Annotated in this window: 23 protein-coding genes and 1 pseudogene; 9 read left to right on the top strand and 15 right to left on the bottom strand. The window is 71.4% G+C overall.

Features of this window, described 5'->3' with window-relative positions; all coding sequences use genetic code 11:
* Positions 1-130 precede the first annotated feature (130 nt).
* Positions 131-511 carry a DUF3040 domain-containing protein gene (locus tag B0B15_RS08270; RefSeq protein ID WP_076674884.1) on the bottom strand — a complete coding sequence of 127 codons (381 nt, stop codon included), beginning with the start codon at positions 509-511 and terminating at the stop codon, positions 131-133.
* Positions 512-575: 64 nt separating this feature from the next.
* Between B0B15_RS08270 and B0B15_RS08265 the strand changes: the two genes are divergently transcribed.
* The gene (locus B0B15_RS08265) at positions 576-1655 is read left to right on the top strand and encodes a polyprenyl synthetase family protein (protein WP_076674883.1); all 1080 of its coding nucleotides are present in this window, start codon (positions 576-578) and stop codon (positions 1653-1655) included.
* Between the two features lie 120 nt (positions 1656-1775).
* Here B0B15_RS08265 and B0B15_RS08260 read toward each other — a convergent pair whose 3' ends face one another.
* Positions 1776-2120, bottom strand: a complete 345-nt coding sequence (locus B0B15_RS08260; RefSeq protein WP_076674881.1) for an Rv2175c family DNA-binding protein — start codon at positions 2118-2120, stop codon at positions 1776-1778.
* A gap of 148 nt (positions 2121-2268) precedes the next feature.
* On the opposite strand from B0B15_RS08260, the pseudogene B0B15_RS16805 reads away from it, so the two are divergent.
* From B0B15_RS16805 to pknB, 3 genes and pseudogenes are all read left to right on the top strand, one after another.
* Positions 2269-2748 (top strand): annotated as a pseudogene (locus tag B0B15_RS16805) (LysM peptidoglycan-binding domain-containing protein); the annotation flags it as partial.
* 224 nt (positions 2749-2972) lie between these two features.
* Complete coding sequence (locus B0B15_RS16800; RefSeq protein ID WP_256334261.1) at positions 2973-3266, top strand: hypothetical protein; 294 nt, start codon at positions 2973-2975, stop codon at positions 3264-3266.
* Positions 3267-3327: 61 nt separating this feature from the next.
* A complete protein-coding gene (pknB, locus tag B0B15_RS08250) occupies positions 3328-5280 on the top strand; it encodes a Stk1 family PASTA domain-containing Ser/Thr kinase (protein ID WP_076674878.1) in 1953 nt (650 codons plus the stop codon).
* 271 nt (positions 5281-5551) lie between these two features.
* Here the strand turns inward: pknB and B0B15_RS08245 are convergent, their stop codons facing one another.
* From B0B15_RS08245 to B0B15_RS08235, 3 genes are read right to left on the bottom strand one after another with little or no spacing between them, the layout of a single operon-like run.
* Positions 5552-6889: a class II 3-deoxy-7-phosphoheptulonate synthase gene (locus B0B15_RS08245; RefSeq protein ID WP_076674876.1), complete on the bottom strand. Its 1338-nt coding sequence runs from the start codon at positions 6887-6889 to the stop codon at positions 5552-5554.
* 9 nt (positions 6890-6898) lie between these two features.
* Positions 6899-7612 carry a lysophospholipid acyltransferase family protein gene (locus tag B0B15_RS08240; protein WP_076674869.1) on the bottom strand — a complete coding sequence of 238 codons (714 nt, stop codon included), beginning with the start codon at positions 7610-7612 and terminating at the stop codon, positions 6899-6901.
* A gap of 2 nt (positions 7613-7614) precedes the next feature.
* The gene (locus tag B0B15_RS08235) at positions 7615-8550 is read right to left on the bottom strand and encodes an ROK family glucokinase (protein ID WP_076674868.1); all 936 of its coding nucleotides are present in this window, start codon (positions 8548-8550) and stop codon (positions 7615-7617) included.
* Between the two features lie 151 nt (positions 8551-8701).
* Between B0B15_RS08235 and B0B15_RS08230 the strand changes: the two genes are divergently transcribed.
* On the top strand, positions 8702-10528 hold the full coding sequence (locus B0B15_RS08230) for an AMP-dependent synthetase/ligase (RefSeq protein ID WP_076674866.1): 1827 nt from the start codon (positions 8702-8704) through the stop codon (positions 10526-10528).
* An 87-nt stretch (positions 10529-10615) separates the two neighbouring features.
* On the opposite strand, the gene B0B15_RS08225 is transcribed toward B0B15_RS08230, so the two are convergent.
* Genes B0B15_RS08225 through B0B15_RS08215 form a run of 3 tightly spaced genes read right to left on the bottom strand, consistent with a single transcriptional unit; the run spans position 10616 to position 17275 of the window.
* Positions 10616-11107, bottom strand: a complete 492-nt coding sequence (locus B0B15_RS08225; protein ID WP_076674865.1) for a peptide deformylase — start codon at positions 11105-11107, stop codon at positions 10616-10618.
* Positions 11104-13821, bottom strand: coding sequence for a MinD/ParA family ATP-binding protein (locus B0B15_RS15995; RefSeq protein WP_256334238.1), 2718 nt, complete (start codon positions 13819-13821; stop codon positions 11104-11106). Before B0B15_RS15995 ends, B0B15_RS08225 begins: the two co-directional genes overlap by 4 nt.
* Before the next feature lie 46 nt (positions 13822-13867).
* Positions 13868-17275 (bottom strand): pyruvate carboxylase, encoded by a 3408-nt coding sequence (locus B0B15_RS08215; protein ID WP_076674863.1) that lies wholly within the window; start codon positions 17273-17275, stop codon positions 13868-13870.
* Between the two features lie 68 nt (positions 17276-17343).
* Between B0B15_RS08215 and B0B15_RS08210 the strand changes: the two genes are divergently transcribed.
* Positions 17344-18156 carry a ParA family protein gene (locus tag B0B15_RS08210; protein ID WP_076674862.1) on the top strand — a complete coding sequence of 271 codons (813 nt, stop codon included), beginning with the start codon at positions 17344-17346 and terminating at the stop codon, positions 18154-18156.
* Positions 18157-18344: 188 nt separating this feature from the next.
* On the opposite strand, the gene B0B15_RS08205 is transcribed toward B0B15_RS08210, so the two are convergent.
* The 3 genes from B0B15_RS08205 to B0B15_RS08195 form a co-directional block, all read right to left on the bottom strand.
* A complete protein-coding gene (locus B0B15_RS08205; RefSeq protein WP_076674860.1) occupies positions 18345-18890 on the bottom strand; it encodes a MerR family transcriptional regulator in 546 nt (181 codons plus the stop codon).
* 96 nt (positions 18891-18986) lie between these two features.
* Complete coding sequence (locus tag B0B15_RS08200; protein WP_076674859.1) at positions 18987-19673, bottom strand: transcriptional regulator FtsR; 687 nt, start codon at positions 19671-19673, stop codon at positions 18987-18989.
* On the bottom strand, positions 19673-20161 hold the full coding sequence (locus tag B0B15_RS08195; protein ID WP_076674857.1) for an FHA domain-containing protein: 489 nt from the start codon (positions 20159-20161) through the stop codon (positions 19673-19675). The genes B0B15_RS08200 and B0B15_RS08195 overlap by 1 nt, the downstream gene beginning before the upstream one ends.
* 481 nt (positions 20162-20642) lie before the next feature.
* Here B0B15_RS08195 and B0B15_RS08190 point away from each other — a divergent pair, with 481 nt between their 5' ends.
* Together B0B15_RS08190 and lpdA are read left to right on the top strand one after the other, a co-directional pair.
* Positions 20643-21284 carry a copper resistance CopC family protein gene (locus tag B0B15_RS08190; RefSeq protein ID WP_076674855.1) on the top strand — a complete coding sequence of 214 codons (642 nt, stop codon included), beginning with the start codon at positions 20643-20645 and terminating at the stop codon, positions 21282-21284.
* A gap of 9 nt (positions 21285-21293) precedes the next feature.
* Positions 21294-22691 (top strand): dihydrolipoyl dehydrogenase, encoded by a 1398-nt coding sequence (gene lpdA, locus B0B15_RS08185; RefSeq protein ID WP_076674853.1) that lies wholly within the window; start codon positions 21294-21296, stop codon positions 22689-22691.
* A 262-nt stretch (positions 22692-22953) separates the two neighbouring features.
* On the opposite strand, the gene B0B15_RS08180 is transcribed toward lpdA, so the two are convergent.
* Positions 22954-23598, bottom strand: a complete 645-nt coding sequence (locus B0B15_RS08180) for a CYTH domain-containing protein (RefSeq protein WP_076674851.1) — start codon at positions 23596-23598, stop codon at positions 22954-22956.
* On the bottom strand, positions 23595-23822 hold the full coding sequence (locus B0B15_RS08175; RefSeq protein WP_076674849.1) for a response regulator: 228 nt from the start codon (positions 23820-23822) through the stop codon (positions 23595-23597). The genes B0B15_RS08180 and B0B15_RS08175 overlap by 4 nt, the downstream gene beginning before the upstream one ends.
* 122 nt (positions 23823-23944) lie before the next feature.
* Here B0B15_RS08175 and B0B15_RS08170 point away from each other — a divergent pair, with 122 nt between their 5' ends.
* On the top strand, positions 23945-24700 hold the full coding sequence (locus B0B15_RS08170; RefSeq protein ID WP_083708913.1) for a glutamine amidotransferase: 756 nt from the start codon (positions 23945-23947) through the stop codon (positions 24698-24700).
* Here B0B15_RS08170 and B0B15_RS08165 read toward each other — a convergent pair.
* Together B0B15_RS08165 and B0B15_RS08160 are read right to left on the bottom strand one after the other, a co-directional pair.
* Positions 24688-25467: an NAD(P)H-hydrate epimerase gene (locus tag B0B15_RS08165; protein ID WP_076674847.1), complete on the bottom strand. Its 780-nt coding sequence runs from the start codon at positions 25465-25467 to the stop codon at positions 24688-24690. The genes B0B15_RS08170 and B0B15_RS08165 overlap by 13 nt on opposite strands.
* Positions 25460-26521 (bottom strand): YihY/virulence factor BrkB family protein, encoded by a 1062-nt coding sequence (locus tag B0B15_RS08160; protein WP_076674845.1) that lies wholly within the window; start codon positions 26519-26521, stop codon positions 25460-25462. The genes B0B15_RS08165 and B0B15_RS08160 overlap by 8 nt, the downstream gene beginning before the upstream one ends.
* Between the last annotated feature and the right edge of the window lie 47 nt (positions 26522-26568).

Here is a 26568-nt window from a genome sequence, read left to right as displayed (position 1 = left end):
GTATCGGGCGTCGGGGCGGACGGGAGGGGGCCGGCGAGGCCGGGCGGGCGCCGGGCGCCGGGCGCCGGGCGCCGGGCGCACGAAAAAGCACCGACTCCGCGGAGCCGGTGCTTATTCGTGAGTATGGGGCTTACGGGCCTTCGCGGCGGCGGTCCCAACGGTCGTTCATACGATCCATGAACGACGAGCCGGAGGTGCGGGGCGCGCGGGCCTTCGCAGCGGACGGAGCGACGGGCGCCGCCCCCCGCGTCGGGGTGACGGCGAAGACGACGCCGCCGGCCATCAGGAGGAAGCCGAGGACGCCGACCGCGATGCCGAGGAAACCGGTGTTGAAGCCGATCGACACGCCCACGACGAGGGCGCCGAGGCCGGCGAGCACGAGGATCGATCCGAGGACGATGTTGCGGTAGCTGAGGGCGCGACTGGGAGCGGAGACGACATCGGTGTCGTTACTCATGAGATGGCGCTCCATCTCATCAAGCAGGCGCTGCTCCTGTTCGGAGAGTGGCATGCATCCCCCTCTATGGTGTGTTGCGGACGATTCTACGTGCGGCGTGGATCACTAGGCTAGGCCCGTGACGACCTCCCTGGAACCGATCGAGGCTGTTTCTCAGCGACTCGACAAGTTCCTCTCCGAACAGCTATCGTACGCCTCCACTCTCGGGCCCGAGGCGGAGACCCTCACCCGATCCGGAGCCTCGGCACTACGCGGCGGTAAGCGGCTGCGCGCCCGGTTCTGCCTCACCGGATGGCATGCCGTCGCGGGCGGCGAGCGACGGTTCGACGACGCGGCTCTCGCGGTGGCGACGGCCCTGGAGATCTTCCACGCCGCCGCTCTCGTGCACGACGACCTGGTCGACAACTCCGACACCCGCCGCGGACAGCCGGCCGCCCATCGCGCACTGCAGAACAGCCACCGCGAGGCCGGGTGGACCGGCGACTCCGATGCGTTCGGACGCTCCGGAGCGATCCTGCTGGGCGACCTCCTCGTCGCGTGGAGCGACGACCTGCTCGAGGAGGGCCTCGCCGACTCCCCGACCGCCGCGGCGACCCGCCGTGCCTATGCGCAGATGCGTCGCGACGTCACGATCGGCCAGTTCCTGGACGTCGCCGAGGAGTCCGCCTATACCGTCTATCCCGACGACGCCCACGCCGACCGGGCCCTCCGCGTGGCGTCGTACAAGTCGGCGCGGTACAGCATCCAGCAGCCGCTGCAGATCGGTGCAGCCCTCGCGGGCGCGGACGACGCGCAGATCACCGCCCTCGGCAGGTTCGGCCACGACGTCGGCATGGCGTTCCAGTTGCGCGACGACGTGCTGGGCGTGTTCGGCGACACCGCCGAGACGGGCAAGCCCGTGGGTGACGATCTCCGCGAGGGCAAGCGCACGGTGCTCGTCGCCTATGCGCGCGAGCGCCTCCCCCTCGAGGACCGCCGTCGAATGGACGGGCTGCTCGGCGATCCCGCCCTGGATGCCGAGCAGATCGGCATCCTGCAGCGAACCATCGTCGACACGGATGCCCTCGCGCGCACGGAGGAACTCATCGCCGACTTCGCCCGCCGAGCGGACGACGCGCTCACCGACGCCCCGCTCGGCGTCGAGGCGGTCGCGGAGTTGCGCGCGCTCGCGCGCGCGGCCACGCAACGCACCGCCTGAGCGGCGACGCACCCCGCGCTTCGGGCGACGCACCCCCACGCTTCGCGGGGCGTGCCGACGGCGGCAGCGCCGGGCGCGTCGGCGCCGCGACAGCCCGAGGAGGCCGAACGCGGCGGGCGCTCAGGCGAGGGTCGCGGCGACCCGGCGCACCTCGCTCTTGCGTCCGGCGAGGAGGGCTTCGATGGGCGCGACGCCGATCGTCTCCTCGGGGGTCAGGAGCCAGTCGATGGTCTCGTCGGGGTCGAAGCCCGCGTCGTGGAGGACGATGATCGTGCCGCGCAGGGCCGGCAGCGGACGACCCTCGGCGATGAACACGGCGGGGACCTTGAACACGCCGTCGCGGCGCGAACCGACGAGGTAGTTCTCGTCGATGAGTCGACGCACCTTCCCGAGGGACTCGTCGAGGAGCTCCACGAGGTCGGGGATGGTCAGCCAGTCGGTCGCGTAACGGGAGGTGTCGGTCACGATGCCATGATCTCATCCCCCCGCGGAGATCACCGCGAAGGCGGGACGCGTGACCTTCTTTCACATCCGTCACAGCAGCCTCACACGTTGACATCCGCCACTCCCCGTGTCACGGTGGCGGGCAGTCGGAAGAACGGAATCCCCCACCATGCGACGACTCACGCTGTCCCCCCTGCCCACTCGCCGCCCGAGCGCCTGGCCCTCCGCCGCGGTCTGGCCCGCCGCCGTGGCCGGAACGATCGCCCTGACCCTGGCGGGAGAGAACGCGGCGCACGCCGCGCCCCCCGCGCAGCCGCTCACTGTCACCCCGCCCGCGCCGCGCGCCATCGGGCCGGTCGTCGCCGTCGCCTCCGCGATCACGGCGTCGACCTACACCGTGCAACCGGGTGACACGGTGTGGGCGATCTCCCGCGCGCACGGCCTCGACCCCGCCGCGGTGACCGCGGCGAACGGCCTCGGCGCCGACGCCGTGATCCGCCCCGGCCAGGTCCTTGCGCTCACGTCGGCCGCCGCTCCGGCGTCCCCGGCACCCGCCGCCGCCCCGGCCGCGACGACGCACGAGGTCCGTCCCGGCGACACCGTGTCGGCGATCGCCCGCGCAGGAGGCGTCTCGGTCGACGCGGTGCTCGCCGCTAACGGTCTGACACGCGCGTCGATCATCTACCCGGGCGACGTCCTGCAGGTCCCCTCTCCCGCAGCCGCGCCCGCCCCGGCATCCGTCGCGCCCTCCACCGCACCGGGACTCGACGCCGAGCAGAGCGAGAACGCGCGACTCATCATCCGCGTCGGACGCGAACTCGGCGTCTCCGACCGCGGCATCCTGATCGCCCTCGGCACCGCGATGCAGGAGTCGTGGCTGCGCAATCTCGACTGGGCGACCGCGACTCCCTCGGACTCTTCCAGCAGCGTCCCAGCACCGGCTGGGGCAGCGCCGAGCAGATCCTCGACCGGGAACGATCGACGCGAGTGTTCTTCGGCGGCTCGAGCGACCCCAACGGCACGGCGACCCGGGGACTGCTCGACATCCCGGGGTGGGAGGCGCTCCCTTACGCCGACGCCGCTCAGGCGGTGCAGATCTCGGCATTCCCCGATCGCTACGCGCAGTGGGAGCAGCCTGCGACGACGTGGCTGGCGATTCTCGGCTGAGACCTCCGTCCACGGTGAGCCGTTGCCCGGGCTCACAGGGGCCCGTCCGTAGACTCGAGACGTGAGCACGAGTCAGCAGGCAGACCCGCTGATCGGCCGTCTCGTCGACGGCCGGTACCGGGTGCGCGCACGCATCGCGCGTGGCGGCATGGCGACCGTGTACGTCGCGACCGACCTGCGTCTCGAGCGTCGCGTCGCCCTGAAGGTCATGCACGGGCACCTGAGCGACGACACCGTGTTCCAGAGCCGGTTCATCCAGGAGGCCCGCTCGGCCGCCCGCCTGGCCGACCCCCATGTGGTCAACGTCTTCGACCAGGGCCAGGACGGCGAGATGGCCTATCTCGTCATGGAGTACCTGCCCGGCATCACGCTGCGCGAACTCCTGCGCGAGCACCGACGCCTCACCGTCGATCAGACCCTGACGATCATGGATGCCATCCTGTCGGGGCTGGCGGCTGCTCACCGCGCGGGCATCGTGCACCGCGACGTCAAGCCGGAGAACGTCCTGCTGGCCGAGGACGGCCGCATCAAGATCGGCGACTTCGGTCTCGCCCGCGCGACGACCGCGAACACCGCGAGCGGCGCCCAGCTGATGGGCACGATCGCCTACCTCGCTCCCGAACTCGTCACCCGCGGCACAGCGGACGCCCGCAGCGACATCTACTCGCTCGGCATCATGCTGTACGAGATGCTCGCCGGAGAGCAGCCCTACAAGGGTGAGCAGCCGATGCAAATCGCCTACCAGCACGCCACCGACTCGGTGCCGCGCCCGAGTGCGAAGAACCCCGCGGTGCCCGAGCAGCTCGACGAGCTCGTGCTCTGGGCGACCGAGCGCGAGCCCGACGACCGTCCGCTCGATGCCGGCGCGATGCTCGAGCGCCTGCGCGCGATCGAGAAGGACCTCGGCCTCGCCCCCCAGGTCGCCCGTGCCGTCTCGGTCGGCACGGCGGGCGCCGCCTCCCCCGCCGAGTCGCGCGAGCTCACGAAAGTACTGCCGCAGACCGCGGCCGTCCCCTCGGCGACGGTCGACGAGCCGGACAACGCCGCACGTCTGCGCGCGCGCACCCGTCGCCGCACCGCGCGCGGCGTCTGGATCCTCCTCCTCGTGCTGCTCCTCGCCGGCGGCGCCGGACTCACGGGCTGGTACTTCGGCTCGGGCCCGGGGTCGCTCGTCGCCGTCCCCGACGTCTCGGGTCGCAGCTTCGACGAGGCGCAGGCCCTCCTCCTCCAGGAGCAGCTGCAGGCGCAGCGGCAAGACGTCAACGACCGGGAGATCCCGGCCGGAACCACCGTGGGCTCCGATCCCGCCCCCGGCGAACGACTCGACAAGGACACCGTGGTGACGGTCCTCGTCTCGAGCGGGCCCGCCACGCACCAGATCCCCGCCCTCGGCGGGCGGACCGTCGACGAGGTCCGCGCGGTGTTCGAAGCTGCGTTCGTCGGCGTCGGCGACGACCCTGCCCGGGAGTTCACCGATTCCGCCGACGGGACCGTCCTGGGCGCCTCCGTGATCCCCCGCTCCGGCGGCGACGCCATCGCCTGCACCGACGGCTGCACCGTCTACGAGGGCGACGCGGCGACGCTCGTCGTCTCGCTCGGCCCGATCCCCGATGTCACGGGTGAATCGCGGTCGGCGGCCGAGCGCGAGCTCGACGGCGTGGGGCTGTCGACCTCGGTGTCGGAGGAGTACAGCAACAGCGTGGCATCCGGGGTCGTCATCGGCATCGGCGAGCGGGACGGCGGCGGCAACTGGCGCCCCGGCGACACCGTTCCGCTGCGCGTCTCGATCGGACCGCGCCCCGTCGAGATCCCGGGAAACATCGTCGGCATGTCGATCCGCGACGCCGTGGCCGCGCTCGACGCGCTCGGCTTCGACGTCAACCCCGGCATCGACGACGGCACCCTCCCCCTCGGCTTCAAGTACTGGGACATCTACAAGGTGCGCGCGACCAACCCCAAGGCCGGGACCACGGCTCCCCAGGGCTCGACCATCACGCTGACGCCGACGCTGTAGGACGCCCTCCGGCGGAAGAGGGAGCCCGTCGACGGAATCGAGATGTCACGTCGGCGGTCACGCACCGCCAGCGCCGGCCCGGCCGTGCACGCGGAATACGGCGTCCGGTCGCGCGACTGGATACCGAGCAGCCGGCACCCACGCCAGCCAACATCCCGACATCCCGCAGCCGGCACCCGGCACCCAGCATCCGGCATCCGGCATCCGGCATCCGAGACGACGATGCCCCCGGCCGCAGCGGGCCGGGGGCATCGTTCGACGGAACGCCGGATCAGCGCTTCTCGAGCTCCTCGGCCACGAGGAACGCCAGCTCCAGGCTCTGGCGGTGGTTCAGGCGCGGGTCGCAGAGGCTCTCGTAGCGCGTGGCGAGAGTGGCCTCGTCGATCTGCTCCGAACCGCCCAGGCACTCGGTGACGTCGTCGCCGGTGAGTTCGACGTGGATGCCACCGGGGTGCGTGCCGACCGAGCGGTGCGCCTCGAAGAATCCGCGCACCTCGTCGACGACGTCGTCGAAGCGACGCGTCTTGTAGCCGGTCGGCGTGGTGATGCCGTTGCCGTGCATGGGGTCGGTGACCCACAGCGGGGTGGCGCCGGAGTCGCGCACGGCCTCCAGCAGCGGGGGCAGGGCGTCGCGGATCTTACCCGCGCCCATGCGCGTGATGAAGGTCAGACGCCCGGGCTCGCGCTCGGGGTCGAGCTTGTCGATCAGCGCGAGCGCCGTCTCGGTCGTGGTCGTCGGGCCGAGCTTGACGCCGATGGGGTTGCGGATCTTCGAGAAGTAGTCGACGTGCGCGCCGTCGAGTTCGCGCGTGCGCTCACCGATCCACTGGAAGTGCGACGAGGTGTTGTACGGCAGGCCGGTACGCGAATCGATCCGCGTCATCGGGCGCTCGTAGTCCATGAGCAGGCCCTCGTGGCCGGTGTAGAACTCCACGCGCGTCAGTTCGTCGAAGTCGGCGCCGGCCGCCTCCATGAACTTGATCGCGCGGTCGATCTCGGTCGCCATGCTCTCGTACGCCTGGTTCGCGGGCGTCGACGCGAAGCCCTTGTTCCAGCTGTGCACCTCGCGGAGGTCGGCGAACCCGCCCTGCGTGAACGCGCGGATGAGGTTCAGCGTCGAGGCGGCCGTGTGGTAGCCCTTGAGCAGACGAGCGGGGTCGGCCTTGCGCGACTCCTCGGTGAAGTCGTAGCCGTTGACGATGTCGCCGCGGTAGGCCGGCAGCGTGACGTCGCCGCGCGTCTCGGTGTCGCTCGAGCGGGGCTTGGCGAACTGTCCCGCCATGCGGCCCATCTTCACCACGGGCATCGAGGCTCCGTAGGTGAGCACGACGGCCATTTGGAGGACGGTCTTGATGCGGTTGCGGATCTGCTCGGCGGTCGCACCGGCGAAGGTCTCGGCGCAGTCACCGCCCTGGAGCAGGAACGCCTGACCGGCGGCGGCACGGGCGAGACGATCGCGCAGGATGTCGACCTCGCCGGCGAACACCAGCGGCGGGAGGGTCGCCAGCTCTGCGGATGCCGCGGCCACCGCGCCCTCGTCATACCACTGGGGCTGCTGCTTGATGGGCAGGGATCGCCAGTGGTCGAGGTCGTGGAGCTGCTGATTCACCCCTGAAGTCTAGTGGCGGGACGACGGCGCCTTCGCCGCCTGTGCACTCGCCAGGCGGTCCTTCACGGTGGACGCGTACACGTCCTCGTAGCGCTGTTCGCCGAGGCGTTGCAGGGCCACCATGATCTCGTCGGTGACCGAGCGCAGGACGTACCGGTCGCCCTCCATGCCCTCGAAGCGGGAGAAGTCCAGCGGCTCGCCGATGACGATGCCGACACGCCCCACGCGCGGCAGACGCTGACCGATCGGCATCACGGCACCGGTGTCGACCATGACCACGGGCACGACGGGGACGCGGGCCTCGAGCGCCATGCGCGCGATCCCGGTACGACCGCGGTAGAGGGTGCCGTCGGGGCTGCGGGTCCCCTCCGGGTAGATGCCGAGCAGCTCGCCGCGCCCGAGCACGCCGAGGCCCGTGTTCAGCGACGCCTCGGAGGCCTTGCCTCCGGAGCGGTCGATGGGCAGCTGACCGGTCGCCTGGAAGAACATCCGGGTGGCCCAGCCCTTCAGGCCCTTGCCGGTGAAGTAGTCGCTCTTGGCCAGGAACGCCATCCGGCGATCGATCATGAGAGGGAGGAAGATCGAGTCGGAGAACGACAGGTGGTTGCTGGCGAGGATCGCCGCCCCCTCCGCCGGGATGTTGCGCCGGCCCACCATCCACGGGCGGAACACGGCCTTGATGACCGGTCCGATGACCACGTATTTCATGAGCCAGTAAAACATCGTCAGCGCTCCTTCCCGGCGAGGTCGGCGACCCCGATGAGACCGGCGTCGTTGCCCAGGCGCGCGATCGCGAATTCGGCGACCGGACGTTCACCGTACCCCGGCAGCGACGTCTCGTACGCGATCTTGACGGGGGTCAACAGGTCCTCGCCGAGCTGGGCGACACCGCCGCCGATCACGAAGAGCTCGGGGTCGAGCACGGCCTGGAAGCCGCCGCACGCCTCGCCGAGCGCGGTGGCGACGCGCCGCAGCGCCTCGAGGGCACCGGGGTCGCCGGCCAGCACGAGGCGGGAGACGGCGGGACCGGGGATGGCCCCCTTCTCCGCCCGGACGGCCGCCAGGGCGGCGCCGATCCCGCCCTCGTCGGCGATGGTGTTGGCCTCGCGCTGCAGCGCGCGTCCCGAAGCGTACTGCTCGAGGCATCCGTTCTGCCCGCACCCGCACGGGTGGCCGCCCCGCACGAAGCGCAGGTGCCCCAGCTCGGCGCCGATGCCGTGGCCGCCGCGGAACAGTTCGCCGTCGGTCACGACGGCCCCACCGACGCCGGTGCCCATCGTCAGCATCACCATGTCGCGCACGCCCTGGCCCGCACCGAAGCGGTACTCGCCCCAGCCGGCGGCGTTCGCGTCGTTCTCGATCGTGACGGGGGCATCGAGGCGCTGCTCGAGGCGGGCGCGCAGCGGTTCGTCGCGCCAGTCGATGTTGGGGGCGTAGATGACGGTGCTTCGGTCGCGGCTGATGAAGCCGGCCGCGGCGACGCCGATCGCGTGGATCTCGTGCGCGCGGCGCAGGTGATCGGCCATGTCGACCACGGCATCCACCAGGGCCGAGGGGTCGATGGGAGTGTCGACCCGGAGCTTCTCGATGATGGTGCCGTCGTCGTCGACGACCCCGCCCGCGATCTTCGTTCCCCCGATGTCGATGCCGACGTTGCGCACCGCTCTCCCTTCCGGGCCGACCGAGAGGGTGGCCCGGAGAAGTCTAGCCATGCCGGGGCGCGCGCGAACGACGTCCGGGCCGGGCCGCAGCGAGCCGTACGGATAGACTGATGGACCGCTCGACGTTCTTTCCGGTGCCAAAGGAGTTACCGTGATCCAGTTCGACCTCCCCCCTGTCGTCCCCGCCGATCCCGACGCCAACGCGTCGGATCTGCTCGCCGACCGCGTCCGCGCGACCCCCGACCGACCCCTGTTCGCCGTGCCCGATGACGGAGGCTGGCGCGACGTGACGGCCGCCGAGTTCGAGCGCCAGGTCATCGCCCTCGCCAAGGGCTTCGTGGCCGCCGGCATCCAACCGGGAGAGAAGGTCGGGTTCATCGCCCGCACCACCTACGACTGGACGCTGGTCGACTTCGCGCTGTTCTACGCCGGGGCCGTCATGGTGCCCGTGTACGAGACCAGCTCTCCGTCGCAGATCTCCTGGATCCTGTCGGACTCCGGCGCGATCGCCGTCGTGATCGAATCCGCCGAGCACGCCCAGCGTCTCGACGAGGTGCGCAGCGACCTCCCGCTCGTCCGCGACGTGTGGGCGATGCACTCCGGCGCCCTCGACGCGCTCGTCTCGGGCGGTACGCACATCACCGACGAGGAGATCGAGCGCCGGCGGCACCTGGCGAAGGCCTCGGACATCGCCACCCTCATCTACACCTCGGGATCGACCGGTCGTCCCAAAGGCTGCGTGCTCGTTCACAGCAACTTCGTCGAGCTCGCGCGCAACTCCGCTAAAGCCCTGCACGAGGTCGTCGAGACCCCCGGGGCATCGACGCTGCTGTTCATCACCACCGCCCACGTGTTCGCGCGCTTCATCTCGCTGCTCAACGTGCATGCGGGCGTGAAGACGGGACACCAGCCCGACACGAAGCAGCTGCTGCCCGCCCTGGGCACGTTCCGGCCGACCTTCCTGCTCGCGGTTCCCCGCGTGTTCGAGAAGGTCTACAACTCCGCCGAGCAGAAGGCCGAGGCCGGCGGCAAGGGCAAGATCTTCCGCGCCGCCGCCGACGTCGCCATCGAGCACTCGCAGCGCCTTCAGGAGGGCAAGAAGATCCCGCTCCCGCTGAAGTTGAAGTTCGCCCTGTTCGACAAGCTCGTCTACTCCAAGCTCCGGGATGCCATGGGCGGCCGCGTCGTGTACGCGGTGTCGGGGTCGGCCCCGCTCGGCCCGCGACTGGGCCACTTCTTCCGCAGCCTCGGCGTCGTGATCCTCGAGGGCTACGGGCTCACGGAGACGACGGCTCCGGCCACGGTCAACCTCGCCACGAAGGCGAAGATCGGCACCGTGGGCCCCGTGCTCCCGGGCGTGGGCGTCCGCCTCGCCGACGACGGCGAGATCCAGGTGCGCGGCATCAACGTCTTCCGCGAGTACTGGCAGAACCCCGAGGCCACGGCCGAGGCGTTCGACGGCGAGTGGTTCAAGACCGGCGACATCGGCGCCTTCGACGCCGACGGCTTCCTCGCGATCACGGGCCGCAAGAAGGAGATCATCGTCACGGCCGGCGGCAAGAACGTCGCACCCGCCGCCCTCGAAGACCCCATCCGGGCGAACCCCATCGTGGGCCAGGTCGTCGTCGTCGGCGACCACAAGCCCTTCATCGCCGCCCTGGTCACCCTCGACCCCGAGATGCTGCCGACGTGGCTCGCCAACAACGGGCTGCCCGGCGACATGTCGTTGCAGGAGGCGAGCACGAACGAGAAGGTGCGGGCCGAGGTGCAGGGCGCGATCGACCGCGCCAACACGCGCGTGTCGCGCGCGGAGTCGATCCGCAAGTTCACGATCCTGCCCACGGAGTGGACCGAGGCGAGCGGTCACCTCACGCCGAAGATGAGCATCAAGCGCAACGTCATCGTCACCGACTTCGCCGATGCGATCGAGGACATCTACGCCGTGCCCGTCAACACGACGAACGTCTCGCTCCCCTGACGCGCGGATCGCGGAAGTACCAACGCGAGCGCGGAACGTGCGAAAGGGCCCGGATGACGGCATCCGGGCCCTTTCGCACGAACCAGGTCAGAACCAGTCGCTCTCGCGCACCTGTCGCATCGCCTCGCGGCGGGTCTCGGCGGGCAGCCGCGAGAGGTAGAGCTTTCCGTCGAGATGGTCGGTCTCGTGCTGCAGCGCCTGCGCGAGCAGTCCCTCTCCCTCGAGCACGACCTCGTTTCCGTCGAGGTCGATCCCGACGACCTTCGCCCACGGGTAGCGGATCGCGTCGTGCCACAGGCCGGGCACCGAGAGGCAGCCCTCCCCCACCGGCCCGGGCTCTCCGCGCGTCTCGACGAGGACGGGGTTGAGCACGTAGCCGATGTCGCCGTCGATGTTGTAGCTGAAGGCACGCAGCCCCACGCCGATCTGCGGGGCGGCGACGCCCGCGCGCCCGGGCAGCTCGACCGTGTCGAGCAGATCCTGCACGAGAGCGCGCACGCCGTCGTCGATCGCGTCGATGGGGGCACTGGGGGCGCGCAGCACCGGGTCGCCGAACAAGCGGATCGGACGAACGCTCATGCGACGGCCACCGGGGCACGCAGCCCCTCGACGACGGCGGCAGCGAGTTCGCGCGCAGCCTGTCGCGTGCTGGGCTGCAGGTCGCGGAACGTGATCGCGCTGCCGGCGGCGATGCGCGCGTCGTAGGGCATGCGGATGACGGTGCGCACGCGGGAGCGGAAGTGCGCCTCCAGCTCGCTCTCGCGCACCAGGGGCGCGCCGGGACGGGAGTTGTTGAGCACGACGACCGCGTCGCGCACGCGCGCCGCGTAGCCGTTGGTCTCGAGCCACGTGAGCGTCTCCGATGCGAGCCGGGCTTCGTCGACGGAGAGTCCCGCCACGATCACGAGGGTGTCGGCGAGCTCCAACGTCGCCCCCATGACCGAGTGGACGATCCCGGTCCCGGTGTCGGTGAGCACGATCGAGTAGTAGTGCGCGGCGACGTCGGCGACCTGGCGGTAGTCGTCGTCGCTGAAGGCTTCCGACACGCGCGGATCGGCATCGGATGCCAGCACGTCGAGGCGGGTGGCATCCCGGGCGACGATCGAGGACACGTCGTTGTAGCCGGCCATCTCGTCGTGGGCGCGCACGAGGTCGCGCACGGTCCGTCCGTTGGGACGACCGACGCGGTCGGCCAGGGTGCCGCGGTCGGGGTTCGCGTCGACGGCGATGATGCGGTCGTCGCGCGCGTCGGCGAGGGCCATGCCCAGCAGCGAGGTGACGGTGGTCTTGCCGACGCCGCCCTTGCGCGAGAGCACGGGCACGAAGCGCGCCCCGCCCGAGAGCGGCGCGGAGATCCGGCGGTCGAGGTCCTTGCGCTGACGCGCGCGGCGCCCGTCGCCCAGGTTGATGCGGTGGCCCGACACGGAGTAGACCAGTTGCTGCCACAGGCCCTCGGGCTCGGGTCGGCTGATCTGCTTCGGGTCGAGCAGGCGGTCGGCCGTGAGCAGGTCGGCGCTCTCGCGCGCGTCGTCGATCTGGCCGATGCGCTTGGAGGTCAGAGCGACCTCGGGCGCGGGGGTACGGACGCGCTCGAGGGCGTGAGCGCGATCGACGCGCGCGGCCTCGTCGGCGGCGCGGGCGGCCTCGTCGGCCTGCTGGGCCCGCCGGCGGGTCAGCGGCACGGTGCCGATGACGCCGGTCGCGGCGCGCTCGGCGCGCGTGGTCGGAACGCTTCCCGTGACGGGTTCGGTGGCGCCCGTCGATGCGGCCGCGGCCGCAGCGGATGCCGGCGTCGTCGGCGTGGCCGGCTTCGCGGCATCGGCGGCAGCGGATGCCGGCATCGTCGGCGTGGCCGGCTTCGCCGCATCGGCGGCCGCGGATGCCGGCTCCTCGGCGACGCGCGCAGTGAGCAGGACGGCTTCCTCGGTCGCCCCGTCGTCGCGGTGCGCGGGGGCGGTGGTCGAACCCGACGCCTTCCCGTCGCCGGGGGCGTCGTCCTGGTCTTGGTCGTCGTGAGTCTCATCGTCGATCGCGGCCTCGACGACGTCGTCGTCGCCCGCCTCGATCGGGGCGGGCTCCGCGGCGTCGGAGGGGACCCAGGGCGCGTGCGTCAGCGGCTCGGCGTCGGCGGCCGCCGCATCGTCGGCCGCGGCGTCCTCGTCGAGGGGCTCGGCGGCATCCGCCTCCCAGAGCTCGACGTCGTCGACGACCTCGAGGTCGTGCGCGTCGTCGGTGACGGCGTCGGCCGCCGTCTCCGTCCGGCGGGTGTCATCCCACGCGGCACGATGCGCCTCGTCGGGCGCCGGAGCGACCTGCGCGTCGGCGCCGTGCGCCTGATCGTCGACAGCGTGCTCGGCGTCGGAACGGTCGTCCGACGGTGCGCGGCCGGTCTGAGAATCGTCGTCCGGCGCGGAGACCTCGTCGGGGGACGACGCGGGCATCGCCTCGGGGGCATCTTCGCGCCGTTCCGCGGGCTGTGCGTCGTCGAGCCCGTCGTCTCCGCCGAAATCGCCCTCGGAGCGCTCGTCCTCGACGTGCGCGCGTTCGGCGTGTGCGTCGGCCGACGGTTCCTGATCGCCGGCCTGGAGCACGGTCTCGCCATGGTCGCCCGCATCGGTCGCCGTGAGCGCATCCGCGGCCGCGTCGCGCTCGGACGCGTCGTCGCCGAACGTCTCGGCGTCCCCGGTCTCGTCCAGCGGGATCTCGTCGCCCTGAGGCGCGTCCCCCGCGTCCCCGTCGGCATCGACGATCTGGCCCTCCGCCGTTTCGTCGGAGAACGCGGGCTCGTCGACGAAAGCCTCACCGTCGCTCTCCGTATCCACGGACCCCGCGTGCTCGGCATCCGGGTTCTCGACGACGTCGGGGGCGACCGCACCGAGGTCGTCCTCGGAGGTCGGCCCGCCGTGCGTCTCCTCGCCCACGACGTCCGCGTCGTGCACGTCGTCGTCGGCCGACGCCGCGTCGTCGTATACGCCGTCGTGATGCTCGTCGTGAGGTTCGAGGATGATCTCGTCGGTGGCCAGCTCGTCGACCTCGACCGCGTCGTCGGCGGGCTCGTGTCGGGCGGCGGGGACGTCGAGGGCGGCGAGATCGGCGTCGTCGAAGGGGATCTCGTCTTCGATCACGTCGTCGTCGAGATCGTCGTCGTCGCCGGCCACGGGCAGGTCGACATTGACCTGCGCGATGTGTCCGCCGAGGATCGTGATGCTGGCCGTGTCGAGGTTCCCGCTCTCGTCGAGCACGCCGTGCTCGGCGTTCTCGTCGGGGTTCGCGTCGGTGCGGTCGGGGGTCACTGCAGTCTCCAAACGGGAAGAGGGCGCGAAAGCGCCCCCTCCCAGGCTACTGCGCGGGGCGGATCACCAGCAAAAGATCTCCCGCCTCGACCTGCTGGGTGCTACCGATCGCGACGCGCTCGACGACGCCCTCGACCGGTGTCGTGATGGCCGCCTCCATCTTCATCGCCTCGATCGACGCGACCGCCTGCCCCGCCTGCACGCGGTCGCCGGGGGCGGCCTTCATGGTGATCACGCCCGAGAAGGGAGCGGCGACCTGCCCCGGCTTGGACGTGTCGGCCTTCTCGGCCTGACGGGCTTCGACGTCGATCGACCGGTCGCGCACGAACACCGGACGCAGCTGGCCGTTGAGCGTCGTCATGACGGTGCGCATGCCCTTGTCGTCGGCGTCTCCGACCGCCTCGAGCCCCACGAACAGCTGCACGCCGCGCTCGATCTCCACCGTGTGCTCCCCTCCCGGACGCAGACCGTAGAGGTAGTCGGCGGTGTCGAGGACGCTCAGGTCGCCGAAGCGCTCGCGCATCTCGAGGAACGTACGCGTCGGGGCCGGGAACAGCAGGTGGTTCAGGCGCGCGCGCCGCTCGGCGGACTCCCCCGCCAGCGCCGCGACGTCACCGTCGGTGAGCGGGGTGACCCCCGTCTTGGCATCCCGCCCGGCCAGCACCTTCGACCGGAAGGGCTCGGGCCACCCGCCCGGCAGGTCGCCGAGCTCGCCGGCCATGAACGACACGACGGAGTCGGGGACGTCGTACTTCTCCGGGTTGCGCTCAAAGTCGGCGGGGTCGGCCTTGACCGCGGCGAGGTGCAGGGCCAGGTCGCCGACGACCTTCGACGACGGCGTCACCTTGGGTACGCGTCCGAGGATGCGGTCGGCCGCGGCGTACATGTCTTCGATGAGCTCGAAGTCGTCGGCGAGACCCAGCGCGATCGCCTGCTGACGGAGGTTCGACAGCTGACCGCCCGGGATCTCGTGGCGGTAGACGCGCCCGGTGGGTCCGGCCAGCCCCGACTCGAACGGGCGGTACAGATGACGCACCGCCTCCCAGTACGGCTCGAGGTCGCTCACGGCGGCGAGGTCGAGTCCCGTGTCGCGCTCGGTGTGGGCGAGGGCGGCGACCAGGGCCGAGAGGGAGGGCTGGCTCGTCGTTCCGGCCATCGGCGCGGCGGCCGCGTCCACGGCATCCGCCCCCGCCGCCGACGCGGCGAGCAGGGTGGCGAGCTGGCCGCCCGCGGTGTCGTGGGTGTGCACGTGCACCGGGAGGTCGAAACGGTCGCGGAGAGCGGTGACGAGCTTCGCGGCGGCGGCCGGCCGGAGCAGCCCCGCCATGTCCTTGACCGCGAGGATGTGCGCCCCCGCGTCGACGATCTGCTCCGCGAGGCGCAGGTAGTAGTCGAGCGTGTACAGGTGTTCCGCCGGGTCGAGCAGATCGCCGGTGTAGCAGAGCGCGACCTCAGCGACGGCGGTGCCGGTCGACAGCACCGCGTCGATCGCCGGCCGCATCTGCGAGACGTCGTTGAGCGCGTCGAAGATCCGGAAGATGTCGACCCCGGATGCCGCGGCCTCGGCCACGAAGGCATCGGTGACCTCCGTCGGGTACGGGGTGTAGCCGACGGTGTTGCGCCCGCGCAGCAGCATCTGGATCGCGACGTTCGGCAGGGCCTGACGCAGCGCGTCGAGGCGCTCCCACGGGTCTTCGCCGAGGAAGCGCAGCGCGACGTCGTAGGTCGCGCCTCCCCAGGCCTCCACCGACAGCAGTCCCGGTGTCATTCGCGCCACATACGGCGCGACCCGCGCGAGATCGCGGGTGCGCACGCGCGTCGCGAGGAGCGACTGATGCGCGTCGCGGAAAGTCGTCTCCGTCACGGCGAGGGCGGTCTGTTCGCGCAGCGCGCGGGCGAAGCCGACCGGGCCCAGCTCCTGCAGACGCTGGCGCGACCCCGCGGGAGCGGCATCAGCCAGGTCGATGCGCGGGAGCTTGGCGCCCGGGTCGATCGAGAGCGGGTTGTCGCCGTTCGGGCGGTTCACGGTGGTGTCGACGAGCCACGACAGGATCTTCGTGCCGCGGTCCTTCGACTCGCGCCCCTTCAGCAGCTCGGGGCGCTCATCGATGAACGACGTGCTGAGGTCGCCCGCCACGAACGCCGGGTCATCGAGCACGGCCTGCAGGAACGGGATGTTGGTCGAGACGCCGCGGATGCGGAACTCGGCGAGGGCGCGCCGGGCACGGGCGACGGCCGCCGGGAAGTCGCGGCCGCGGCACGACAGCTTCGACAGCATCGAGTCGAAATGCGGGCTCACCTGCGACCCCGCGGCGGTCGTGCCGCCGTCGAGACGGATGCCGGCTCCACCCGGCGAGCGGTAGGTGGTGATCTTGCCGGTGTCGGGGCGGAAGCCCTGCGTGGGGTCCTCCGTCGTGATGCGGCACTGCAGCGCCGCTCCCCGCAGGTGGATGTCGTCCTGCCGGAGGTGGAGGTCGGCGAGGGTCTGCCCCGCGGCGATGCGCATCTGCGACTGCACGAGGTCGACGTCGGTGACCTCCTCGGTCACGGTGTGCTCGACCTGGATGCGGGGGTTCATCTCGATGAAGACGACCTCGCCCGTGCGCGGACCGGCGGTCTCGAGCAGGAACTCGACGGTGCCGGCGTTCTGATAGCCGATCGAGCGGGCGAAGGCGACGGCGTAGCGGTGAAGGTCCTGACGCACGGCGTCGTCGAGGTTGGGCGCCGGGGCGATCTCGATGACCTTCTGGTGGCGGCGCTGCACCGAACAGTCGCGCTCGAACAGGTGGACGGTCTCGCCCGTGGCATCCGCGAGGATCTGCACCTCGACGTGACGCGGGCGCTGCACGGCCTGCTCGAGGAACATGCGCGGATCGCCGAAGGCGCTCTGCGCCTCGCGCATCGCCTCGGCGAGGGCGGGCGCGAGCTCGCCCAGCGCCTCGACGCGTCGCATGCCGCGACCGCCGCCACCCGCGACGGCCTTGGCGAAGAGGGGGAAGCCGATCTCCTCCGCCTGCGCCAGCAGGGCGTCGATGTCGTCGGACGCCGGGGTGGAGCGCAGCACCGGGACGCCCGCGGCGATCGCGTGCTCCTTGGCGGTGACCTTGTTGCCCGCCATCGACAGCACCTCGGCGGGCGGGCCGATGAAGGTGATGCCGTGGGCGGCCGCCTTCTCGGCGAGCTCCGGGTTCTCCGAGAGGAACCCGTAGCCGGGGTAGACGGCATCCGCTCCGCACTCCCGCGCGACGCGGATGATCTCGTCGACGTCGAGGTAGGCGCGCACGGGGTGGCCCCGCTCTCCGATCTGGTAGGCCTCGTCGGCCTTCAGACGGTGCAGCGACGCCCGGTCCTCGTAGGGATAGACCGCGACGGTGCGCGCTCCGACCTCGTAGGCGGCGCGGAAAGCGCGGATGGCGATCTCTCCGCGATTGGCGACCAGGATTTTCGAGAACATGCGCACCTCACGTCAAGCTGGCGGGGCTGAATGTGCTCACAGCCTAGGGGACGGTAACGTGGACTCTCGTGCACGTACTCTCCGTCAGCTCTCTCAAAGGCGGGGTCGGCAAGACGACCGTGACACTGGGGCTGGCTTCGGCCGCCTTCGCGCGTGGCGTTCGCACTCTCGTCGTCGACCTCGACCCTCAGTCCGACGTGTCGACCGGGATGGACATCCAGGTCGCCGGCCGGCTCAACATCGCCGATGTCCTGGCGAACCCGAAAGAGAAGGTCGTGCGTCAGGCGATCACCTCGAGCGGGTGGGCGAAGGTGCATCCGGGCACCATCGACGTGCTCATCGGCAGCCCGTCGGCGATCAACTTCGACGGTCCGCACCCGAGCGTGCGCGACGTGTGGAAGCTCGAGGAGGCCCTCGCCACGATCGAGGCCGACTACGACCTCGTGCTGATCGACTGCGCCCCCTCGCTCAACGCCCTGACGCGCACCGCGTGGGCCGCGAGCGACCGCGTCGTGGTCGTCACCGAGCCCGGGCTCTTCTCCGTCGCCGCCGCCGACCGCGCACTGCGGGCGATCGAGGAGATCCGCCGCGGCCTGTCCCCGCGTCTGCAGCCCCTCGGCGTCGTGGTCAACCGCGTCCGGCCGCAGTCGATCGAGCACCAGTTCCGCATCAAGGAACTGCGCGACATGTTCGGCCCGCTCGTGCTCAACCCGCAGCTGCCCGAGCGCACGTCGCTTCAACAGGCCCAGGGCGCCGCGAAGCCGCTGCACGTGTGGCCCGGCGACTCGGCGCAGGAGCTCGCGGCCGATTTCGACGCCCTGCTCGACCGCATCGTGCGGACGGGGCGCATCCCGGTGGAGAACGAGTCCCCTCAGGCCTGAGCTCCTTCCGAGACGCCGTCCCGCTGCCATGCAGTCGGGGCGGCGTTTCCGTTCACAGCTGTCCCCGCGTGAGTCGCCGGAATCGGTCGCTTCGGGAGGTTCCAAAGCGACGGGTTCTGGCGACTCGCGCGAGCAGATACGCAGATCCCGGATGCCGCGGCATCCGGGATCAGGAGAGGTGGAGCGCCTCAGGCGGTGCGGGCGGCGCGACGGGCGGCGAGCTCGTCGACGGCCTCAGGGGCGGCCGCCTCGAAGTCGACGAGGGTCGACTCGACCTCGCGGAGCACCTTGCCCACCGCGATGCCGAACACGCCCTGGCCGCGGCTGACGAGGTCGATGACCTCGTCGTTCGAGGTGCACAGGTACACCGACGCGCCGTCGCTCATGAGGGTCGTGCCGGCCAGATCGCGGATGCCGGCGGCGCGCAGCTGATCGACGGCCGTGCGGATCTGCTGCAGCGAGATACCCGTGTCGAGAAGGCGCTTGACGAGCTTCAGCACGAGGATGTCGCGGAAGCCGTAGAGGCGCTGCGAGCCGGAACCGCTCGCTCCGCGGACGGTCGGGACGACCAGCTCGGTGCGGGCCCAGTAGTCGAGCTGGCGGTACGTGATACCGGCCGCACGCGCGGCGACGGCGCCCCGATAGCCGATGTCGTCGTCCATCTCGGGCAGACCGTCGGTGAAGAGGAGGTCGGCGGCGAACCGGGGTTCACCGAGTGCGTCGCCAGCGTTCATGCTCGCGTCCCTCCTCATCGGCTCGTTGGTTCCACGCTAGATCAGCGAGGGTCCCCCGGCAATGACATCCGCTCCGAGGGCCGCGGCGTGTCGCGATCAGGACAGCATCCGCTCGATCGCGTCGCGGACGAACAGCGTGCGCACCTCGTCGAGACGGCCCGCGAGCTCGGGGGCGAGCTCGCTCGCACGGGCCCGCGAGGCGGCATCCGGGCGACGCAGCAGCGCCGACAGGGCGGATTCGACGAGCGAGACCTCGCGCTCCGCGCTCTGGCGCAGCGCGCGCACGTGACGCGGCTCGATGCCATGGCGGTCGAGGGCGACGAGGGCGCGCAGCAGCGTGACCGTCTGCTCGGAATACGTCTCGGCCCCGGTTATGACGCCGGTGCTCACCGCGTCGTTGAGCAGCTGCGGGCCTGCACCGGCGGCCGCGAGCAGCTCGTCTCGTCGGTAGCGACGCGGCGCGGTGGTCATCGACGGGATCGCCGTGGGCGGGGCGGGGTTGCGACCGGCGTCGAGGTCTTCGAGGTAGTCGCGGATGACGACGAGCGGGAGGTAGTGGTCGCGCTGGAGCGTCAACGCCAGGCGCAGCCGCTCGAGATCGGCCGGCGAGAACTTGCGGTATCCCGACTCGGTGCGGGTGGGCGAGACGATGCCCTGCACCTCGAGGAAGCGCAGCTTGCTCGAGGTCAGCGCCGGGAAGTCGGGGGTCAGGCGCGCGAGCACCTGACCGATGCTGAGCAGCCCCGCAGCCGCCTGACGACCACGGGAGGGGGCTGCCGCCATCAGTGCTCTGCCGCGGGCAGGTCGACCGGCGAACCGAAGAAGTTCAGGCGGAACTTGCCGATGCGCACCTCGGAGCCGTTGACGAGAGCGGAGCGGTCGACGCGCTCGCCGTTGACGTAGCTGCCGTTGAGCGAGCGCTGGTCGACGATCTCAAAGGCGGTGCCGGAGCGGATGATCTCGGCGTGGCGACGCGACACGGTCACGTCGTCGAAGAAGAGGTCGGCCTCGGGATGACGACCGACGGTGGTGACGTCGGTGTCGAGGAGATAGCGGGCCCCGGTCGTGGGACCCGAACGCACGATCAGCAGAGCCGCACCCGAAGGCAGCGCGTCGATGGCCTCGAGCTCGGCCTCGGTGAGGTCGGCTCCGAAGGGGACGAACGACAGATCGGCGTCATGGGTCTGGGTCGTGTCGTGCGAGCGATCGCGGGCGACGGCGTCGGCCGCGCGTCGGATCTCGTCTCGATCGAATCGGCTGGTCTCGTCCACGGCTTCTCCTTCATATTCACCATAACCGATCGGTCCAGAACGAACGGGGAGCCGACCTCGCGCAGGCCATGGTGATGCGTGATGTGTCTGTTTTCGTCGACACCGGACACCGCGGTTCGGGGCGCGGAGGCGGCCGACGAGACACTCGAACCTATCGACCCGGGGTCCGTCGTGTCGAGTCCGGCGACACGACGGGTGTGGCGGGTGAGGAGTGCACGGTGGTGCGGACAGGAGGCGGAGGGTGCGGTCGTCGTCGCCGGAGGACCGTGCGACGGGCTCACGACCCCCTCGGGCGAGAGGTGGCTGAGCCCGTCGAAGCCACCGGAACCGGAGGGGGGTCCCGGACCCTTCGACAGGCCCAGGGGGCCTTCGGCCGACAGGTTCACGGGCCTCGGACCGACAGTCTCAAGGGCGGCGAACGGACACCGCAAGCGCCCTCCTCCCGGCCCGTCGGGGTCGACGCCCTCGTTAGGGTCGAGGGATGACGTCCTCCCTGGCGCCGCGCCGGCGCACCCTCCCCGCCGTCCTGGCATCCGCCCTGCTGGCCGCCGCAGCGCTCCTCGCCCCGGCGTCGCCCGCCGCCGCGCACGACGAACTCGTCTCGACCGACCCCTCGGCCGATGCCGTCCTCGACGCCCTGCCGCCGCAGATCACCCTCACCTTCAGCGCCGACGTCCTCACCGACGCGGGGGCGACGGTCGTGGAGGTCACCGACGCGAGCGGGGCATCGTTGACGGCGGGCGACCCCGAGCCGGCGGGCCCGGAGGTGACCCAGGAGCTGACGGGCGCGGCATCCGGGGCCGTGACCGTGAAGTGGCGCGTCGTGTCCAGCGACGGCCACCCCATCGACGGCTCGTTCGCTTTCACGGTGCCCGAGGCCTCGCCCACCCCGACCGCGACGCCGACGACCTCTTCTTCCCCCTCGCCCACCGCGGCCGCCTCCCCCGCGCCGACGGAGACCGCCGAGACCACCCCGGCACCGGTCCAGGAGTCGTCGGAGGCCTCCCCCCTGCCGTGGATCCTGCTGGCCGTGGCGCTGGTGATCGTGGCCGGCGTGCTCGTCTACGTCTTCGCCTCACGCGGGCGCCGGAACACCGCCGGTGGCGGCACCACCGGGCGATAGGCTGGAGGCATGCCTCATTACGATCTGGTCATTCTTGGTGCGGGTCCCGGCGGGTACGTCGCCGCCGTCCGCGGCGCACAGCTCGGACTGTCGGTCGCGATCGTCGAAGAGAAGTACTGGGGCGGTGTGTGCCTCAACGTCGGCTGCATCCCCTCCAAGGCCCTCCTGCGCAACGCCGACCTCGCGCACACGTTCCACGCGAAGGCCGATCTGTTCGGCATCTCGGGTGACGTCACCTTCGACTTCGGCAAGGCGTTCGACCGCTCGCGCAGCGTCGCCGCCGGCCACGTCAAGGGCATCCACTACCTGATGAAGAAGAACAAGGTCACCGAGTACGAGGGCCGCGGATACTTCGCCGACGACCACACCATCGACGTGACCAAGACCGACGGCTCGAAGGAGCAGATCACCTTCGACAACGTCATCATCGCCACCGGCTCGACCGTTCGCCTCCTGCCCGGCGTCACCCTGTCGGAGAACGTCGTCACCTACGAGGAGCAGATCCTCACCCGCGAGCTCCCCGCCTCGATCGTCATCGTCGGCGCCGGCGCCATCGGCATGGAGTTCGCCTACGTCATGACGAACTACGGCGTGAAGGTCACGATCATCGAGTTCCTCGACCGTGCGCTCCCCAACGAAGACGCCGAGGTGTCGAAGGAGATCCAGAAGCAGTACAAGGGCTACGGCGTCGACATCCTCACCTCGACGAAGGTCGACTCCGTCACCGACCACGGCGACAAGGTCACCGTCGCGTACACCGCGAAGGACGGCTCGACCGGGTCGATCGACGCCGACCGCGTGCTCATGTCGATCGGATTCGCCCCCAAGGTCGACGGCTTCGGTCTCGAGAACACCGGCGTGAAGCTGACCGAGCGCGGCGCCATCGACATCGACGACCACATGCGCACCAACGTGCCGCACATCTACGCCATCGGCGACGTCACCGCGAAGCTGCAGCTCGCCCACGTGGCCGAGGCGCAGGGCGTGGTCGCGGCCGAGACCATCGGCAACGCCGAGACGCAGACCCTCGGCGACTACCGCAACATGCCGCGCGCCACCTTCTGCAACCCGCAGGTCGCTTCGTTCGGCCTCACCGAGCAGCAGGCGCGCGACGCCGGTCACGACATCAAGGTCGCGAAGTTCCCCTTCTCCGCCAACGGCAAGGCCAACGGCCTGGGCGAGCCCGTCGGCTTCGTCAAGCTCGTCGCCGACGCCGAGACCCTCGAGCTCATCGGCGGCCACCTCATCGGCCCCGACGTCTCCGAGCTACTGCCCGAGCTCACGCTCGCGCAGAAGTGGGACCTGACCGCGCTCGAGGCGGCCCGCAACGTGCACACCCACCCGACGCTGTCGGAGGGCCTGCAGGAGGCCTTCCACGGTCTCGCGGGGCACATGATCAACCTCTGATCCCCCGATCAGCACGAAGGCCCGCCCGGTTCATCCGGGCGGGCCTTCGTCGTGGACGGGCACCGGCTCGCGCTTCGAGTGGGCCTCCCACCGCGGCGGCATCCCCGCGGGCGTCGTGAGGGCACGGGGGTTGGACGCCCCCTCCCCGAGAGCACGCGCCGGGTGCGAACCGGATGCCGCGGGGGCACGAGGACGGACCTTCCGTCCCCGAGAGCGCGCGCTCTCTTCCAACCGCATGCCGCGGGCTCGTGAAGGCGGACTTTCAGTGTCCGAGGGCGCGGGCGAGCTTCGAACCGGACGCCGCGGGGCGGCCCCCCGCGGCGGAGACGGCGGCGTCGACCGCCGCGAAGAACACCGCGCGACCCTCGTCGTCGGCCGGCCCGGCGGGGCCGAGCTCGACCTCCCATTCACGCCAGGAGGATTCCACGCCCCGACGCTCGTCGCGCGCACGGACGCGGTCGTCGACGAACTCGGCGACCTCGTCACCCGCCGCGTCGCGCAGCGAGTACGCCGTGCGGTGGTTGCGCAAGCGCGCGAGGGCGGTGAAGGGCGGCTGAGCGATCGAGGAGACGGCATCCTGGACCGCCGGAGGCATCACCGGATCGGCGTCGGGGTCGACGTCGTCCTCGAGCGGCCACTGCGTTTCGGTGCGGCCGGCGCCCTGGGCTGGGCCCTTCACGTGCCAGCCGGCGTCGGGACCGCCCGAACGGCGGCGCACCGCGACGCCGGCGCGGGCCAGATCGCCCGCGGGGGTGTCGAGGTAGCGCGCGTCGAGGTCGCGCGGCTCGGGACCGGCGACCGTCACCACCCCCGGCAGGGCCGACCAGTCGGGCAGGGGGGTGTCATCGTCGACGTCGTACTTCGACTCCACCTCGACGTTGGACGACCCGCTCGGGCCTGCGCTCAATCGTCGCGTCCGTCGGCGTCGGGGTTGATGTCCTCGGTCTCTTCCGAGAAGGCGAAGACCGCCTGGGTCGGGCCGTCGGACTCGCCCGTGTTCGTGGGTTCTCCCTCGCGGCGGTAGACCAGCTGACCCTCGCTGTAGGGCATGATCAGCGTGTCGTCGGTCTCGTTCTCGAGCGGGATCACCTGCCCGTCGAGCGGGCCTCCGGTCAGTCGTGCAATAGCCATGCCGCCAGCGTAGACCGCGCCCCCGACGTCGTCCCGCGCCTTGACACCGCACCGCGGGGATCGCCCGCGAGCCCCGGCCGACACCGGCCGGAGCGGGCGACCGCTCGCCTAGACTCGCTCGGGTGAGCTCGACGGACCTGCCCGGTGACCGCCCGTTCGTGCTGCTCGCGACGCGCGCCGAGGACGGGCCGGCCGACGAGGAGTACGCGCTCTTCCTGCGCTATACCGGACTGCCGCCGGAGCGTCTGCGTCGCGTGCGGTTGGAGCGCGAGGCGATGCCGGCGTTCGACCTCGACGAGGTCTCGGGCGTGCTCGTCGGCGGGAGTCCGTTCAACGCCTCCGACCCTCTCGATCGCAAGTCCGCGGTGCAGCGCCGCGTGGAGGCCGAGATGGCGGAGCTCGTCGCCGAGGTGGTCGCCCGCGATGCGCCCTTCCTGGGCGCCTGCTACGGCGTCGGCACCCTCGGCACGCACCTGGGCGCACCCATCGACGGCACCTACGCGGAGCCCATCAGCGTGGTCGAGGTGACCATGACCCCCGAGGGGCGCGACGATGCGCTCGCGCAGGGCCTGCCCGAGGTGTTCTCCGCTTTCGTGGGTCACAAGGAGGCCATCAGCGCTCTGCCCCCGTCGGCCGTGCTGCTCGCGTCGTCGGCCGCGTGTCCCGTCCAGATGTTCCGCGTCGGTCGCAACGTCTACGCCACGCAGTTCCACCCCGAGCTCGACCTCGACGGGATCGTGACCCGCATCCACGCCTACGCCGGTTACGGCTATTTCGCCCCGGACGAGCTCGACCTCACCCTCGCGGCGGTGCGTCGGGCGCCCGTGACGGCGCCGTCGCGCATGCTGCGGACCTTCGTCGAGCGCTACGCCCGCTGACGCGTCACGCCGGCCGGGCCGCCCTGCTCCGCGCCGGTGGGAGCCCCCGGCGAGCCGACGCGCAGGAGTTCGACGGGTGCCGTGATCGCCGGGTGGGCGAGCCGGAGATACGGATCCAGCCCCAGATCGACCAGGTGCACCCGACCGGCGAGCTCGGGGCCCCGCCCGCGCACCAGTCCGGCCTTGAGCGCGCCGAACGTCACGGTGGTGTCGGCGGGGAGCACGGCGGCATCCGCGGATCCGTCGTCGGGGTCGAGCCCGCTCGGGACGTCGACGGCCACGATGCGCGGACGCCGCTCCCGGGCCATCAGGCACTCGACGATCGCGCGGGCGCTGCCGCGCAGACGGCGATCGGCGAGACGACCGATGCCCAGGATGCCGTCGAGAACGACGGTGTAGTCCTCGATCGCGGTGCAGACCTCCGACGCCTGCCGCACGACCGCCCCGGCGGCGACGGCGGTGTCGAGAGCCGCGCGGTGCACCCGATCGCGCACCAGCACGACGTCGACGCGGGCCGCATCCGTGGCCGACGCGAGCTCGGACGCGGCGTACAGCGCGTCGGCGCCGTTGTCCCCCGCGCCGACGAGGACGAGCAGCGGCCCGGGCGCCGCGCGGCGCTCCGCCGCCGCGACGTCGGCGAGGGCGTGCGCCGCCCACCGCATCAGCGGGCGCCCCTCGGCGAGAGCAGGCGCCTCGGCCGCGCGGACGGCATCCGCGGTGTAGGCGGCCTCGCGTGCGGTGTCGGTGGAGGCCGGGCCGTCAGACACGGGAGTCCGCCTCGGCTTCATCCGCGCGCGCGGCGGCGGCGGGATCGTTCTCGGCGAGACTCTCGCGCTCCTTCTTCTCCGCCTGCCGCGCGGAATCGAGCTCGCCCGTGGCCGCGCGGACGGCCTTTTCGGCACGACGCACGCGGAACTGCACCATCGTCGACGCACCGTACTTCGCGCGGACCCGGTCGTGGTCCTCCTCGGTGGCGACGGTGATGTACGCCCCCGAGATCAGGATGACCTGGCTCGAGAGGTTCAACCACAGCAGGAGGGCGATGAGTGAGGCGAACGTCGCCAGGAGGGGGTTGTTCCCCGCCCCGCCGACGAACAGACCCGACAGCTGCTGCAGGACGACGAGGCCGATGCCGCCGAGCAGCGCACCGCGCCACAGCGTGCGGCGGCGGGCCTTGACGCCCGACAGCGCGGCGAACGCCACCGCCACTGCCGCGGTGTCGAGCGCCAGGACGACGGCCGTCGAGACCATCCAGGTGAGGACGGCCGTGATCCACGAGTCCGCGGAGATGCCGAGCAGGCCGCGGACGAAGGTGAGACCGGCCGTCGCGAGGAACGTCACGAGGGCGGCGCCCACGAGCGCCACGCCGATCCCGACGGCCACGGCGAGGTTGCGCACGATGACGAGGACGGGCAGCGTGTCGTCGGTGGTCACGCCCGCGATCTGGCGGAGCGCCGAGCGCAGGGAACCGACCGCGCCGATGGCGGCGCCGAGCAGACCGATTGTTCCGATCACGCCCGCGATGGTGAATTCGGTCGGGGCCTTGATCGCGCTGACGTCTAGCAGCCCATCGGGGCCGACCAGGCCGGGCACGACGTCGTTGACCGAGCGTTCGAGTGCCGCAAGACCCTCCGGATTGCCCGACAGCCAGATCGCGGCGGCCGAGAAGCCGAGCAGCACCGCGGCGAACAGGCTGAACAGCGTGCGATAGGTCACGCTGTCGGCGAGTACGGGGCCGCGTGCCCCCGAGTAGACGAGGAAGGCGCGCACGAGGCGGAGCGACAAGGCCCACGCCGTGACGCGACGGATGAGGTCGGCCATGGGGTCAGGCTATCCGTGCCGCCTTTCCCGGCCTCGCGGGCTTGACC

Origin of the sequence: Microbacterium sp. RU1D, from assembly GCF_900156435.1 — a bacterium.
Taxonomy (GTDB): Bacteria; Actinomycetota; Actinomycetes; order Actinomycetales; family Microbacteriaceae; genus Microbacterium.
This window is presented reverse-complemented; position numbering and strand designations above follow the sequence as displayed.